Annotated in this window: 9 protein-coding genes and 1 tRNA gene; 6 read left to right on the top strand and 4 right to left on the bottom strand. The window is 62.6% G+C overall.

All coding sequences use genetic code 11. The features are described from left to right. The first annotated feature begins 244 nt into the window (after window positions 1-244). Complete coding sequence (locus I6L39_RS19960; protein WP_209794924.1) at window positions 245-1240, top strand: sulfate ABC transporter substrate-binding protein; 996 nt, start codon at window positions 245-247, stop codon at window positions 1238-1240. A 234-nt stretch (window positions 1241-1474) separates the two neighbouring features. On the opposite strand, the gene I6L39_RS19955 is transcribed toward I6L39_RS19960, so the two are convergent. Next, a tRNA-Thr gene (locus I6L39_RS19955) sits at window positions 1475-1550 on the bottom strand. A gap of 86 nt (window positions 1551-1636) precedes the next feature. After that, window positions 1637-2377, bottom strand: a complete 741-nt coding sequence (locus tag I6L39_RS19950; protein WP_216990624.1) for a phosphatase — start codon at window positions 2375-2377, stop codon at window positions 1637-1639. A 461-nt stretch (window positions 2378-2838) separates the two neighbouring features. Between I6L39_RS19950 and I6L39_RS19945 the strand changes: the two genes are divergently transcribed. The 4 genes from I6L39_RS19945 (at window position 2839) to I6L39_RS19930 (ending at window position 10146) form a co-directional block, all read left to right on the top strand. Then, a complete protein-coding gene (locus tag I6L39_RS19945) occupies window positions 2839-3492 on the top strand; it encodes a TetR/AcrR family transcriptional regulator (RefSeq protein ID WP_216990623.1) in 654 nt (217 codons plus the stop codon). Between the two features lie 47 nt (window positions 3493-3539). Continuing rightward, a complete protein-coding gene (locus tag I6L39_RS19940) occupies window positions 3540-5864 on the top strand; it encodes an acyl-CoA dehydrogenase (protein ID WP_216990622.1) in 2325 nt (774 codons plus the stop codon). Window positions 5865-6025: 161 nt separating this feature from the next. Next, window positions 6026-9088: an efflux RND transporter permease subunit gene (locus I6L39_RS19935; protein ID WP_216990621.1), complete on the top strand. Its 3063-nt coding sequence runs from the start codon at window positions 6026-6028 to the stop codon at window positions 9086-9088. A gap of 14 nt (window positions 9089-9102) precedes the next feature. Next, window positions 9103-10146: an efflux RND transporter periplasmic adaptor subunit gene (locus tag I6L39_RS19930; RefSeq protein ID WP_042076740.1), complete on the top strand. Its 1044-nt coding sequence runs from the start codon at window positions 9103-9105 to the stop codon at window positions 10144-10146. Between the two features lie 65 nt (window positions 10147-10211). Here I6L39_RS19930 and pyk read toward each other — a convergent pair whose 3' ends face one another. Together pyk and I6L39_RS19920 are read right to left on the bottom strand one after the other, a co-directional pair. Then, window positions 10212-11651: a pyruvate kinase gene (pyk, locus tag I6L39_RS19925; protein ID WP_200164110.1), complete on the bottom strand. Its 1440-nt coding sequence runs from the start codon at window positions 11649-11651 to the stop codon at window positions 10212-10214. Window positions 11652-11811: 160 nt separating this feature from the next. Next, window positions 11812-12666, bottom strand: coding sequence for a MurR/RpiR family transcriptional regulator (locus tag I6L39_RS19920; RefSeq protein ID WP_029314760.1), 855 nt, complete (start codon window positions 12664-12666; stop codon window positions 11812-11814). Window positions 12667-13014: 348 nt separating this feature from the next. On the opposite strand from I6L39_RS19920, the gene glk reads away from it, so the two are divergent. Continuing rightward, window positions 13015-13983 (top strand): glucokinase, encoded by a 969-nt coding sequence (gene glk / locus I6L39_RS19915; protein ID WP_104454424.1) that lies wholly within the window; start codon window positions 13015-13017, stop codon window positions 13981-13983. The last annotated feature ends 218 nt before the right edge of the window (window positions 13984-14201 follow it).

Raw genomic sequence — 14201 nt, 5'->3', positions numbered from 1 at the left:
GGATGGCCGCTCACCAAGTCCGGGAATGAGCCCGCACCAGCGCTCTCGATATTGTGCGTCTGACCCTACCGTCATCATCGACCTGCGAGCATCGACGGCCGCATCGCTGTCGCCTCCGTCGCCCTTGGCGAGTCGTACCCAGGTGATGCCATTTATCGCATAAGCTGCGCACTAATTATTCTTTCAAAGAATAAATGCGTGGCTCTTATAGTTGGTCACTCGACTCTCATTCCAAGGACGTGCAATGAAACGACTCGTGCCCGCCACCCTGCTCGCCGCAGGCCTGGCCCTGACCCCGCTGGCCCAGGCGGCCACCCTGCTCAACGCCTCCTATGACGTGATGCGCGACTTCTACAAGGATTACAACGCCGCCTTCCAGAAACACTGGCAGGCGGAAGGCGGCGAGCCGCTGCAGATCAATATGTCCCACGGCGGCTCGAGCAAGCAGGCGCGCGCCGTCATCGACGGCCTGCCCGCCGATGTCATCACCATGAACATGGCCACCGACATCAACGCCCTCGCCGAGCATGGCGGCCTGGTCCCGAAAGAGTGGGCCGCCCGCCTGCCGGACAACAGCGCGCCCTTCACCTCGGCCACCGTGTTCATCGTGCGCAAGGGCAACCCCAAGGGGCTGAAGGACTGGCCTGATCTGCTCAAGGAGGGAGTGAAGGTGATAGTGCCCAATCCCAAGACTTCGGGGAACGGTCGCTACACCTATCTGTCGGCCTGGGGCTATGTACTGGAGCAAGGTGGCGACGAGAAGGCGGCCAGGGCGTTTGTGGGCAAACTGTTCAGGCAGGTTCCCGTGCTCGACACCGGTGGCCGCGCCGCCACCAGCACCTTCATCCAGAACCGGATAGGCGATGTGCTGATCACCTTCGAGAACGAAGCCGAGATGATCGCCCGCGAGTTCGGTCGTGGCAGCTTCGAGGTGATCTACCCGAGCGTCACCGCCGTGGCCGAGTTGCCGGTGGCGGTGGTGGACAAGGTCGTCGACAAGCAGGGCACCCGCAAGGAGGCCGAGGCCTACCTGACCTACCTGTGGTCTGACGAAGGGCAGCGCATCGCCGCCAACAACTACCTGCGCCCGCGCAACCCGGCGATCCTCGCCGAGTTCGCCGATCGCTTTCCGAAAGCCACCTTCCTCAATGTGGCAAAGACCTTCGGCGAGTGGCCTGTCATCCAGCGCACTCATTTCAAGGAGGGCGGTGTGTTCGACCAGATCTATGCCGTGCAGTAAGACGCGTCTGGCAAGAAAAAGGCCGGCCAGGTGTCACCATGCCGGGGCGAGCCACCTGGTGGCTCACGCCCTGACGGATCTCCCGGTTGGCGTGTCAGGGGCAGAATCGAAGAGCGGCTCATGACAGGAAGTGGGAAGGGCTCTCGCGTGGTTAGACTGGGAGCCCTGGCAAGATCCAGGCGATAAAAAGCACAAAGGGTTAGCTTCTAGATGAGGCTAACCCTTTGTTTTATCTGGTGCCGGTAATAGGAGTCGAACCTACGACCTTCGCATTACGAATGCGCTGCTCTACCAACTGAGCTATACCGGCGTGCCGCTAGATTCCCGAAAAATAGGTAGCAAGTCAATGAGCTGAACTCAGTTTTATGAGTGAGCTCATGGAGTTACGGGAAACCGTCAGAGGTCGGCGAACTCCGGGATATGGGCACGACCGCGGCTCTCGAGAAACGCGAGCAGGGCACGGGGGGAGCGTGCCAGGATCCGCTCCTCGGGGAAGTCGGCCTCGGTCACCAGACGGTGGCAGTGATCGAAATCGCCGAGGCTGAAGGCCACGTGGGAGTCGGAGCCGAAGGTGAGGTAGGCGCCAAGGTCGCGCGCCGCCTCGACGATGGCGCGGCAATTGCTCTCACTGCCCGGGCGGGAATGATTGAAGGAGGAGTTGTTGATCTCCAGCGCTACCCGGTATTCGGCGGCGGCCCTGACCACGGCCTGGATGTCGATGGGGAAGGCGGGATTGCCGGGGTGGCTTATCATGTCGACTCGACCGCTTTTGATGGCGTTGATCATGGCCTGGGTGTGGGTCGCCCGATCGCAGGGGGGAAACACCGGTTCGTGAAAGCCCGCCATGATCATGTCGAGTCGCGATTCGTAGCGCTCGGGGAAGTCGATCTCGCCGTCGATGTTCTTGATGTTGGCCTCGATGCCGCGCAGGATGCCGACGCCGTCCACGACTCTGGGCAGCACATGCAGGTTGACGAAGTGCCAGTAGTGCGGGGCATCGGCCATGTCGGGGCCGTGATCCGTGGTGGCGAACAGCTTGATCCCCTTGGCTCTGGCGATGGGCAGGTAGTCGTGAATGGTGCTGTAGGCGTGGGTGCTGGCGACGGTGTGCGTGTGGGTATCGACCGTGTACTTCATCTTCTCTCCCCTCTGGCATGAGGCGCCAGCATAGCAAAAATGGTGGGGAGGGGCCACGAAACGGCTTGCCATACTTTGTCACAAATTAGGCTGTAGCTGACAAAGTCTGATGACGTTTGCCTGCGAGGATGACCCTATCGATGCAAGCCTGAACACCCATCGATGGGTCGACACTGGATGGTCTGACCCGTTTCCCCACCGTCGCCCCTGCGACGGTTTTTTTTGCCCTGATGATATTGGCGCCACGCGGACAAAAAAATGCCCAACTAGCATGGCGCAGGTTGGGCGAGACTTAATGTTTAATTGCAGTGGCATAGATATAGAGTCCCCTCTCGCCGCGAAGTTCCCGTCCTCTTCCCTCTTTTTTGATTAAAAACATTTCGCCAACACTCGTTCACATTCTCTTGACATGGCTGGGCATGAAACGTACTTTTTAAACATTCGTTTAAGTGAGGTGTCCAGTGAGTAAAATCGATACCAAGAACCGTATTCTCGATGCCGCCGAGGTGCTGTTTGCCGAGCGGGGATTCGCCGATACCTCGTTGCGTCTGATCACCAGCGAAGCCGATGTGAACCTGGCCTCGGTCAACTATCACTTCGGCTCCAAGAAGGAGCTTATCCAGGCGGTGCTCGACCGTTATCTGAGCCTCTTCATGCCGGAGCTGGATGCGCGCCTGCAGACCCTGATGGCGCAGGAGCAGCTGACCCTGCTGCAGGTGTTCGAAAGTTTCGTCGACCCCCTGATGAATCTGGTGGCGGTGCGCCCAAACGGTCCTGCGCTCTTCATGCAGTTGCTGGGGCGCGGTTACATCGACAGCCAGGGCCACCTGCGCCGCTTCATCACCACCCATTATGGGGCGACCCTGCACGGGATCACCCAGGCCATCTCCAAGGCCAACCCGGACTTGTCGCCGGCGGATCTCTTCTGGCGCCTGCACTTCACCCTGGGCACCGTCGTGTTCACCATGGCCTCCGCCGATGCCCTGCGTGACATCGCCCAGGCCGATTTTGGCCAGCAGCTCGATGTGGAAGGGCTGGTGCGCAACGTCATTCCTTATCTGGCGTCCGGTGTCGGGGCGCCCGTGGAGTCGACCAGGCTCTCCCTGGCCGTGTAACACCTAACAATAATCAACGGAAACAGTGAAATAGAAGGAACTTCGGTATGATCACATTGCTTGTCCTGCTGGTGCTGGCGATAGCCGTGGTGCTCGGTGTCCCCGCCATCCGTAAAAAGGTGGTGACCCGCCCCGTATTCGGCATCTTCAAGAAGATACTACCGCCCCTGTCGGCCACCGAGCGGGAGGCCATGGAGGCCGGCTCCGTCTGGTGGGATGGCGAGCTGTTTCGCGGCAACCCCGACTGGAAGAAGCTGCACGGCTACGGCAAGGCGACCCTGAGCGCCGAGGAGCAGGCCTTCATCGACAACCAGGTCGAAACCCTGCTCGCCATGGTGGACGACTTCAAGATCGTCAACGAGACCAAGGATCTGCCTGAGCCGGTCTGGGACTACCTGAAGAAGGAAGGCTTCTTCGCCCTGATCATCCCGAAATCCTACGGCGGCCGCGAGTTCTCGGCGATAGCCAACTCCACCATCGTCACCCGCATCGCCACCAAGAGCCTGAGCGTGGCGGTCACCGTCATGGTGCCGAACTCCCTGGGCCCGGGCGAGCTGCTGATGCACTACGGCACCCAGGCCCAGAAGGACTTCTGGCTGCCGGGGCTGGCCAACGGCAAGGAAGTGCCCTGCTTTGCCCTGACCGGTCCGGAAGCGGGCTCCGATGCGGGCGCCATCCCGGACAAGGGGATCGTCTGCAAGGGGATGTACAAGGGGGAGGAAGTGCTCGGGCTTCGCCTGAACTGGAACAAGCGCTATATCACGCTCGCGCCGCGCGCCACCGTGCTGGGGCTGGCATTCAAGATGTATGACCCGGACAAGCTGCTGGGGGACAAGGAGGAGATCGGCATCACCTGTGCCCTGATCCCGACCAACCACCCGGGTGTGCGGGTCGGCGATCGCCACTACCCCATGGGGCTGGCGTTCCTGAATGGCCCGACCTTCGGCAAGGATGTGTTCATTCCGCTGGACTGGATCATCGGCGGCCCGGAATACGCGGGTCGCGGCTGGCGCATGCTGGTGGAGTGCCTCTCCGCCGGTCGTGGCATCTCTCTGCCGGCCCTTGGCACCGCCTGTGGTCACATGGCGAGCCGCACCGTGGGGGCCTACTCCTATGTGCGCAAGCAGTTCGGCATGTCCATCGGCAAGTTTGAAGGGGTGCAGGAGGCGCTGGCTCGCATCGGCGGCCTGACCTATCAGCTGGAAGGGGCTCGCCGCATGACAGCGGGCTCCCTGGACTTGGGGCAGGCACCGGCCATCGTTACCGCGATTTCCAAGTACCACATGACCGAGATGGCCCGTCAGGTGATGGACGACTCCATGGACATCCACGCCGGTCGCGCCATCCAGCTCGGTCCGAAGAACTACACCGGCTACGCCTACATGGGCATTCCGGTGGCCATCACGGTGGAAGGGGCCAACATCCTGACCCGCAACCTGATGATCTTCGGCCAGGGGGCGACCCGCTGTCACCCTTACGTGTTCGCCGAGCTGGAAGCCGCCGCCGACACCGACGTGGAGCGTGGCCTCGAGAAATTCGACGCCCTGCTGATGAAACACATTGCGTTTGGTACCGGCAACTTCTTCGGCGCCCTGTTCCAGGGGCTGACCCTGGGTCAGTTCAATAGTTCCCCTGTGGGCGGCGAGACCGCTCGCTACTACAAGCAGCTCTCCCGCATGAGTAAAGGGCTGGCCCTGTGCGCCGACGTCTCCATGCTGATGCTGGGGGGGGATCTCAAGCGCAAGGAGATGATCTCCGCCCGCCTCGGTGACGTGTTGAGCCACCTCTATCTGGCCTCCGCCACCCTCAAGCACTACGAGGATCAGGGCCGTATGGTCTCGGATCTGCCGTTCGTGCAGTACGCGGTGGAGCGCAACCTCTATCTCATCGGCAAGGCGTTCGAGGGTTTCTTCCAGAACTTCCCGAACAAGGTGGCGGGTGCCGTGCTCAAGCGCGTGGTGTTCCCGTTTGGTGTCGGTTACAAGATGCCGGCAGACGATCGCTGCCACGCCATCTGTCTGGCCATGATGAAGCCGGGCGAATTCCGCGACCGTCTGACCGCCCTCTGCTACGTGGGCAAGGACGACGCGGATCCGGTCGGCCTGATGGAACGCGCCTTCCAGGCCATGGTCGCCGTCCAGCCCATCGAGAAGAAGCTGGTGCAGGCCCAGAAAGAGGGCAAGTTGCCGCGCAAGATGGCATTGAGCGAGCTGGTCGCCGCCGCCCTGTCCCAATCCATCCTGAGCCAGGACGAGGCGGACAAGCTGCTGGCCGCCGATGCCCTGCGCTACGAAGCGATACAGGTGGACAACTTCGCCCCGGGAGAGCTGGAAGGGCTGTCTCAACCGGCCCCGGCGGTGCATGCCGCCTGAGTCTGACGCTAGATTGAAAAACCGGCCCATGTGGCCGGTTTTTTGTTGTTTAACCAGGCATTTACAATGCCGATTAATTCCAGTTTAATGCAATGGCCCTCACCCTTGGGCAGGAAGCCAGGCCAGCGGAATGGCCGATAACAACAACTCAGGAAGAGTGAATGAACCTCGCCAAAACGGCGATCGAACGCCCCATCTGGGTGGCGGTTTCGGTCGTGCTTATTTTCCTGCTGGGCCTGCTCAGCATCCGGGGACTGCCCATCCAGCTGTTCCCCGACATCGATCGTCCCCACCTCAACATCTCGGTGAGCTGGCGCTCCGCCTCGCCCCAGGAGATGGAGTCGGAGGTCACCGACCCCATCGAGCAGGAGATGCAGGGGGTGCAGGGGCTGAAAAGCATCGGCAGCAACAGCTACCCCGGCTTCACCGAGATCAACATGGCATTTGCCCTCGGCACCGACATGCAGCGGGCCCAGCTCGACGTCATCTCGCGCCTGAACCGGGTCTCCGGCCTGCCGGACAACATCGACGGCCCCTACGTCAACAACTACAGCACCAACGACACCCTCACCTTCTTCTTCATCCAGCAACTGCCCGGCGCCAAGGGGTTGATCGACGATCATCAGGCGCTGATCGAGGCGCGGGTCAAGCCAGAGCTGGAGCGGATCCCCGGGGTGTCGACGGTCGACATCGAGGGGATCAACGAGCGTCAGATCCAGGTGCGCTTCGACCCTTATCGTGCCGCCGAGCTCGGGGTGGAGATCCCGGTGCTTGCCAGTCGGGCCAGCACCGACTGGGACGTCTCCGCCGGCACCCTCGACATCGGCCGTTGGGAGTACAAGCTGCGCTTCGCCGGTCGCTACGACGTCGAGACCCTGGGGGACAAGGTGGTGGACTGGCGCGATGGCCTGCCCATCTATCTGCGGGATGTGGCCGAGGTGCGGCTGGCCCGGGAGGAGAATCCTGTGCTGCGCATCCAGAACGGCAATACCGCCATCGCGGCCCAGATCTTCAAGGAGAGCGGCGCCAATGCGCTGGCGGCACTGGAGGGGATCAAGGCCAAGGTGGGGGAGCTCAACCGGGAGGTGCTGGAGCCGGTCGGCCTGCACATGGAGCAGTCGTTTGACGCCTCCTTGTACATCAACCGGGCGGTGGGCATGGTGACCGCCAATCTGGGGCTGGGGGTGCTGCTCTCCTGCGCCATCCTCTGGGTCTTCCTGCGCCAGATCAAGGCGACCCTGATGATAGCGATCGCCATCCCCATCAGCATCATGCTCACCTTCTGTCTGCTCAAGGTGATGGGGCGCACCCTCAACGTCATCTCCCTAGCCGGCATCGCCTTCGCGGTGGGCATGGTGCTGGATGCCGCCATCGTCGTGCTGGAGAGCATCTACCGCCGCACCGAGCCGGGGGATATCAGCAAGTCGGAGGCGGCGCTCGAGGGAACCAATCGGGTGTGGACGGCGCTGGTGGCCTCCACCCTGACCACGGTCGCCATCTTCCTGCCGGTGCTGCTGCTCAACGACGTCGAGGGGCAGCTGTTTGCGGATCTGGCGCTGACCATCGCCTGTGCGGTCACCGTCTCCATGGTGGTGGCCGTGACCGTCTTGCCGGCGGTGGCGGCGCGCTGGATGGGGCGCGAGCGCCTGACCGATCCCTATGACAAGCTGTGGCAGGGCACCACTCGCCATGTGATCCGCTGGACAGCGACGCCTCGCCAGCGCTGGACCATCATCACCCTGATGATGAGTCTGCCCGTGCTGGCGAGCTGGCTGCTGCTGCCCAAGATGAACTACCTGCCGGACGTGAAACGGGACGCCATCGACGTCTGGATGACCTTCACCCCAGGGGTCAACCCCAAAGCCCAGCGAGAGGAGGTAATAGATACCCTGATTGCCAGGCTGGATCCCTATATGAAGGGAGAGAAGGAACCAGCCCTCAAGAACTACTACATCTTGCGCTACCCGGGCGGTGCCCAGATCGGGGTGCGCCCCAAAGACGAGACCCAGATCAAGGTGCTCGAGCGCCTGCTGATGGACAAGCTGCTCGCCAATATCCCGGATACCCGGGCCTTCGGCGGCCAGGGCTCCCTGTTTGGCGGTTTTGACAGCGAGAACAGCATCTCCTTGCTCATTCAGGGGGGCACCCTGCCCGAGCTCTATCGGGCTGCTCGCGAGAGCATGGCCATAGTACAGAAAGACCTGCCGGGGGCCCAGATAAGGCCGGATCCCGGTCTCGACTTCACCGCCCCCGAGCTGAGGTTGGTGCCGCAAGACAGGCGTCTGGCCGAGGTTGGCTGGGATCGCACCCCCATGCCCACCATCATCCAGACCTTCGGGGATGGCCTGCGGGTCGGCGAATATTTCGACGGCGAAGACCGGCTGGACATCCTGCTGATGGGCCAGCGCTCGGCCAATCCGGATGAACTCAGAGCCGTGCCACTTGCAACCCCGTCCGGGCGCATCGTGCCGCTGGGCGAACTGCTGCGGGTGGAGCATAGCCTGGGGCCGGAGAGCATCTTTCGGGCCGATGGCCGGCGCAGCATCCAGCTCTTCATCACCCCGCCGGACGGCATGAGCATGGAGCAGGTGCTGGAGACCCTGCAGAGCAAAAGCTTTGCCGCCATCCGGCCCATACTGCCGGCCGGTGGGGAGCTGCAAGTCGCCGGCAATGCCGACAGCTTGCAACAGGCGCTGGACAACCTCGGCAGCATCTTCCTGTTTGCGGTGCTGATCCTGCTCATCCTGCTGTGGGGGGTATTCGCCTCCTTGAAAGACGCCATCCTGGTGCTGCTGACCCTGCCGCTGGCTGCGGTTGGTGGCGTGCTGGCACTGCGCCTGAGCGGATTGCTGGTGCCGCTGCCGATGGATCTGCTGACCATCATCGGCTTCGTCATCCTGCTGGGGCTGGTGGTCAACAACGCCATCCTGCTGGTGCACCAGACCCGCACGGCGGAGCGGGAGGGGTTGAGTCGCCAGCTGGCGGTGGCCGATGCCCTGCAAAGCCGGATGCGCCCCATCGCCATGACCAGCCTCACCAGCATCTTCGGCATGTTGCCGCTGATGTTGAGCCCGAGCGAGGGGAGCGAAATCTACCGGGGGCTGGCCACCGTCATCGTCGGCGGCATGAGTTGCAGCACCCTGTTTACCCTGATCCTGCTACCCGCCTTCCTGCGGCTGGGTGAGCGGGTCGACGTGCCGCAGGCCATTCGGCAGCGGGCCTGAGCAAGGAGCTCACGATGACACAAGGTTTCACAAGGATGGCAGTGGGCGCCCTGCTGCTGGCGGGCGCGTTGCCCGCGCAGGCGCAGAGCAAGATGGTGACCCTGGCGGAGGTGGCCCAGGGGGAGGCGGGGGCCAGCATCTGGGTCAGCGGCACGGTCGCGAGCCGTCAGCAGGCGGCGCTCAGCGCCGAGGTCAGCGGACGGGTGGAGTGGGTTGCCGAGTTCGGCAGCCGGGTGAAGGCGGGGGACGAGCTGCTGCGCCTGGACGGCGCGACCCTGCGCCTCTCGCTGGAGCAGGCCAGGGCGGAGCAAGCCAGGGAGGCGAGCAACCTGCGCTACGCCCGTGCAGAGTTCCAGCGTCTGGAGCGGCTGCACCAGCAGAAGAGCGCCTCCCAAAGCCAGTACGACAAGGCGCGCTACGATGTGGAGCAGGCGGAACTGGCCGAGCAACTGGCCCGGGTACAGGTGCGCCAGATCGAGGAGCAGCTGCGCAGAAGCCGCATCTTCGCGCCGTTCGATGGTGTGGTGAACGAGCACTTCGTCCAGCCGGGGGAGCACGTGGATGAAGGGGAGCAGGCGCTGGAGCTGGTCAATCCCGACGAGCCGGACATCCGGCTGCGGGCGCCCATCGCCTGGGCCCAGCAACTGGCCGCCCAGACCCGGTTGCGGGTGGAGGGGGAGCAGCTCAGCAGCCACGCCGTCTACTACCAGCGGGCGGCGAGCGCCGATCCCAAATCCCGCCTCATCGAGCTGCGCCTCAGACCCGAGCCTGGGCGTTTCATCATAGGCTCGCCGGTGCGGGTAGCGCTGCCGATGGGGGAGCGGCAGACCATGCTGCTGCCGCGGGATGCTCTGGTGCTCGGCACCGAGGGGAGCGTGGTCTACCAGGTGGAGCAGAGTGGCGCGGATCTCAAGGTGAACCGGGTGCCGGTCACAGTGTTGTTTGGCGACAACCGGCAGGTGGCGGTGAGCGGGGCCCTCAAGCAGGGGGACAGGGTGGTGGTGCGCGGCGCCGGCAGCCTGCAGGATGGGGACAAGGTGGAGCTGTTTCGCGGCTGATCCAGCCTGGTCACCATGAAAAACGGCTCCCGCGGGAGCCGTTTTTGTTGCCGGTGGCTGGGCGATTACTCGACCATCATCACCTTGCAGGTATTGGTACTGCCGACGGTCTCCATCTTGTCGCCGTGGGTGAGCAACACCATGTCGCCGCTTTGCAGCAGCCCCTTGGCCTTGAGCACGTCCAGGGCGTCGCGGCACACCTCGTAGACCGGCTTGGTCTCGTCCCCGTCGAACAGCACAGGGGTGACGCCGCGGTAGAGGTTGGCCCAGGCCAGGGTCTTGTTGTGGGGGGACATGGCGAAGATCGGCAGGCCGGAGCTGATGCGGGACATCAGCAGCGGGGTGGTGCCCGATTCGGTCAGCGCCACGATCGCCTTGACCCCTTCCAGGTGGTTGGCCGCATACATGGTGGACATGGCCACCGCCTCTTCCACCGAGGTGAAGGTGTAGCTCATGCGGTGGTTGGAGACGTTCAGGCTCGGGTGCTTCTCGGCGCCCACGCAGACGCTGGCCATGGAGGTGACTGTCTCGATGGGGAACTGGCCGGCGGCAGTCTCGGCGGAAAGCATCACCGCATCGGTGCCGTCCAGCACGGCGTTGGCCACGTCCATCACTTCGGCGCGGGTCGGCAGCGGTGCGTTGATCATGGACTCCATCATCTGGGTCGCGGTGATGACCACGCGGTTCAGACGGCGGGAGTGGCGAATGAGCTTCTTCTGCACACCCACCAGCTCGGGATCACCGATCTCGACGCCGAGATCGCCCCGGGCCACCATGACGGCGTCGGAGCCGAGGATGATGTCCTCCATCGCCTCGTCGCTGGCGACGGTCTCGGCGCGTTCGACCTTGGCCACTATCTTGGCGTTGGAACCGGCTTCGCGGGCCAGCTCGCGGGCGTAGCGCAGGTCATCGCCGCTGCGGGGGAAGGAGACCGCCAGGTAGTCCACGTTCATGCGGGCGGCGGTCTTGATGTCTTCCTTGTCCTTGTCGGTCAGGGCCGGAGCGGAGAGGCCGCCCCCCTTCTTGTTGATGCCCTTGTTGTTGGAGAGGGGGCCGGCCACGGTGACCGTGGTGTGGATGCGGGTGCCTTCCACCTGTTCCACTTTCAACTGTACCCGGCCATCGTCCAGCAGCAGGATATCGCCTGGCACGACGTCGTTTGGCAGGCTCTTGTAGTCGATGCCGACCTGCTCCTGGCAGCCTTCTCCCTTGCCGAGGGCGGCGTCGAGGATGAACTTGTCACCGATGGCGAGGTAGATCTTGCCATCCTTGAAGGTGGAGACGCGGATCTTGGGACCTTGCAGGTCCCCCATGATGGCCACGTGGCGGCCGAGCTTGGCGGCGATTTCACGCACCTGGTTGGCGCGCTGGATATGGTCTTCAGGAGTGCCGTGAGAGAAGTTCATCCGCACCATGTCGGCACCGGCGCGGATGATCCCCTCGAGGATGCCGTCGCGATCGGTCGCCGGACCGAGTGTGGTTACAATCTTTGTACGTCTTGGCATGAAAGACTCCAATGTGAAGTTGATATGACTTGAAATACTGCCCCGTCAAGCATGTGGCATGGCGCCGGCTTGCAGGCCATCTGGGTGGCCTTCTGTGATTGAATTTCGATACTACACCAAGCCCGGTGGCTTAGACAGTCGGGGGCGAACCCCCGAATGATCAGGAGGAGTGCGGGGTATCAAAGCGGGATTCGCGCAAACCTTCTTTGACTTTTTTCAGGTTTTCGCGAAATTTCATGCCACGGCGCAGGGTGAAGCCGGTGGCCAGCACATCCACCAGGGCGAGCTGGGCGATGCGCGACGCCATGGGCATGTAGACGTCGGTGTCTTCCGGCACGTCCATGGAGAGTACCAGGTTGCACTCGCGGGCCAGGGGGGAGTCCTTGGCGGTCATGCCGATCACGGTGGCATCGTTTTCACGGGCCAGGGCGGCAATTTCCACCAGCGCCTTGGTACGTCCGGTGTGGGAGATGAGTACCACCACGTCCCCTTCGCTGCTGTTGATGCAGCTCATGCGCATCATGACGATGTCGTCGAAGCTCACCACGGGGATGTTGAAGCGGAAGAACTTGTTCTGGGCATCCCGGGCGACGGCGGAAGAGGCGCCCAGGCCAAAGAAGCTGATCTTCTTGGACTGGGTCAGGATGTCGACGCAGCGGTTGATGGCGGAGATGTCCAGGCTGTTCTTGGCGGCATCGAGACAGGCCATGGTGGACTCGAAGATCTTGGCGGTGTAGGTGTCGGGCCCGTCTTCCGCTTCCACGTGGCGGTTCACATAGGGGGTGCCGTTGGCCAGGCTCTGGGCGAGGTGCAGCTTGAAGTCGGGAAAGCCCTTGGTATCGAGGCGACGGCAGAAGCGATTGACAGTGGGTTCGCTGACATCCGCCAGCTTGGCCAGGGTGGCGATGCTGGAGTGAATGGCGGTCTGGGGGGATGCCAGGATCACTTCCGCCACCTTACGCTCTGATTTACTGAAACTTTCCAAATTGTTCGTAATTTTATCGAGGGTATTCATCATTACCACCAGGCATTTTTGTAATTTAACTTCAGTGTCTGTGCACTAAATTCACAGCTCAAGCAGGTTTCCAATCTCCGCGATGACTATACAAGACAAGCGCTTATCGGAACTAATCTCGTCCATACAAAGTATGACTCATGTCTAATTATTTCGTGTTTTTAGTTACAAACTTCCATCCCGCCCTTGAAAACGCTTACAAATGTTGCAAAGCAACAACACTGTGAGCGGGCGCACAGTTGCATTCATAAAACGCGCCGCCGGGAAGTGGGCTCGAGTAGTATTGCAGCCAAATAACAAGGTCGGGACGGTAAGGGCCGCCCCGAGTCGGTAACGAAGGAGTTTGTTATGCAGCATACCCATGCGCTGGTGGGCGACGTAGGCGGTACCAATGCCCGGTTGGCCCTGTGCGAGCTGGCGACCGGCGCCATTTCCCAGGCAAAGACCTATTCAGGGCTGGCCCACCCCAGCCTGGAGGCCGTGGTGCGCCTCTATCTGGAAGAACATGGTGCCAAGGTGGGCGAGGCCTGCATCGCCATCGCCTGTCCCATCAACGGCGACTGGGTCGCCATGACCAACCACAGCTGGGAGTTTTCCATCAGCGAGATGCAGGCCAACCTCGGCCTGGCGCGTCTGCAGGTGATCAACGACTTCACTGCCGTCTCCATGGCGGTGCCCGTGCTCGGCGAGAGCGATCGCATCCAGCTGGGGGGCGCGGCCCCAGTGGCCGGCAAGCCCATCGCCATCTATGGTGCCGGCACCGGCCTCGGGGTCGCCCACCTGGTGCAGGCCGGCGAACAGTGGCTCAGTCTGCCGGGTGAGGGCGGGCACGTGGACTTCGCCGCCAACACGGAAGAGGAAGATGCTGTGCTGCAGGTGATGCGCGGCGAGCTGGGCCATGTGTCGGCCGAGCGCTTCCTCTCCGGTCCGGGTCTGGTGAACCTGTACCGCGGGCTGGTGAAGTCCGACGGCCGGGAGCCCGAGGCGTTCGAACCCAAGGACATCACGGAGCGGGCGCTGGCGGGGGAATGCCTGGATTGTCGCCGTACCCTGAGCCTCTTCTGCGTGCTGATGGGGCGCTTTGCCGGCAACCTGGCCCTCAACATGGGCACCTTTGGCGGCGTCTACATCGCCGGCGGCATAGTACCGCGCTTCCAGGAGTTCTTTATCGCCTCCGGTTTCCGGGTGGCGTTCGAGGACAAGGGGCGCTTCAAGTCCTACCTCAAGGACATCCCCGTGTTCCTCATCACCCACGAAGGTCCGGGCCTGCTCGGTGCGGGCGCCTATCTGCGCCAGTCCCTCGGGATCCGTCTCTGACAGGCTAGGGAAACGATTTCATCGTGGTTCAGCCCTGATTCAGTGGCCCTGGCGTAGAGTAGGCTCACGTACTCAAGAGGACAGGGTTTCACAGGGAATTGGAAGCTGTCTTCATCCGCTGGGTGCGAATTGTCACCTGACAAGCCTGAACTGTTTCACCGGCCCTCGCGGCCGGTTTTTTTATGCCCGTCGTTTCTGCTCGAGCAGGGGGTGAGGGG

It is taken from the genome of Aeromonas sp. FDAARGOS 1409 (assembly GCF_019048705.1).
Lineage (GTDB): Bacteria > Pseudomonadota > Gammaproteobacteria > Enterobacterales > Aeromonadaceae > Aeromonas > Aeromonas sanarellii.
The sequence above is the reverse complement of the archived record's forward strand: the minus strand, read 5'-3'. Positions and strand labels throughout refer to the sequence as shown.

Coding starts and splice junctions, on each gene's coding strand:
- I6L39_RS19920 (WP_029314760.1), bottom strand. CDS start 12,666: ATGAATACCCTCGATAAAATTACGAACAATTTGGAAAGTTTCAGTAAA.
- I6L39_RS19950 (WP_216990624.1), bottom strand. CDS start 2,377: ATGAAGTACACGGTCGATACCCACACGCACACCGTCGCCAGCACCCAC.
- I6L39_RS19960 (WP_209794924.1), top strand. CDS start 245: ATGAAACGACTCGTGCCCGCCACCCTGCTCGCCGCAGGCCTGGCCCTG.
- glk (WP_104454424.1), top strand. CDS start 13,015: ATGCAGCATACCCATGCGCTGGTGGGCGACGTAGGCGGTACCAATGCC.
- I6L39_RS19935 (WP_216990621.1), top strand. CDS start 6,026: ATGAACCTCGCCAAAACGGCGATCGAACGCCCCATCTGGGTGGCGGTT.
- I6L39_RS19940 (WP_216990622.1), top strand. CDS start 3,540: ATGATCACATTGCTTGTCCTGCTGGTGCTGGCGATAGCCGTGGTGCTC.
- I6L39_RS19930 (WP_042076740.1), top strand. CDS start 9,103: ATGACACAAGGTTTCACAAGGATGGCAGTGGGCGCCCTGCTGCTGGCG.
- pyk (WP_200164110.1), bottom strand. CDS start 11,651: ATGCCAAGACGTACAAAGATTGTAACCACACTCGGTCCGGCGACCGAT.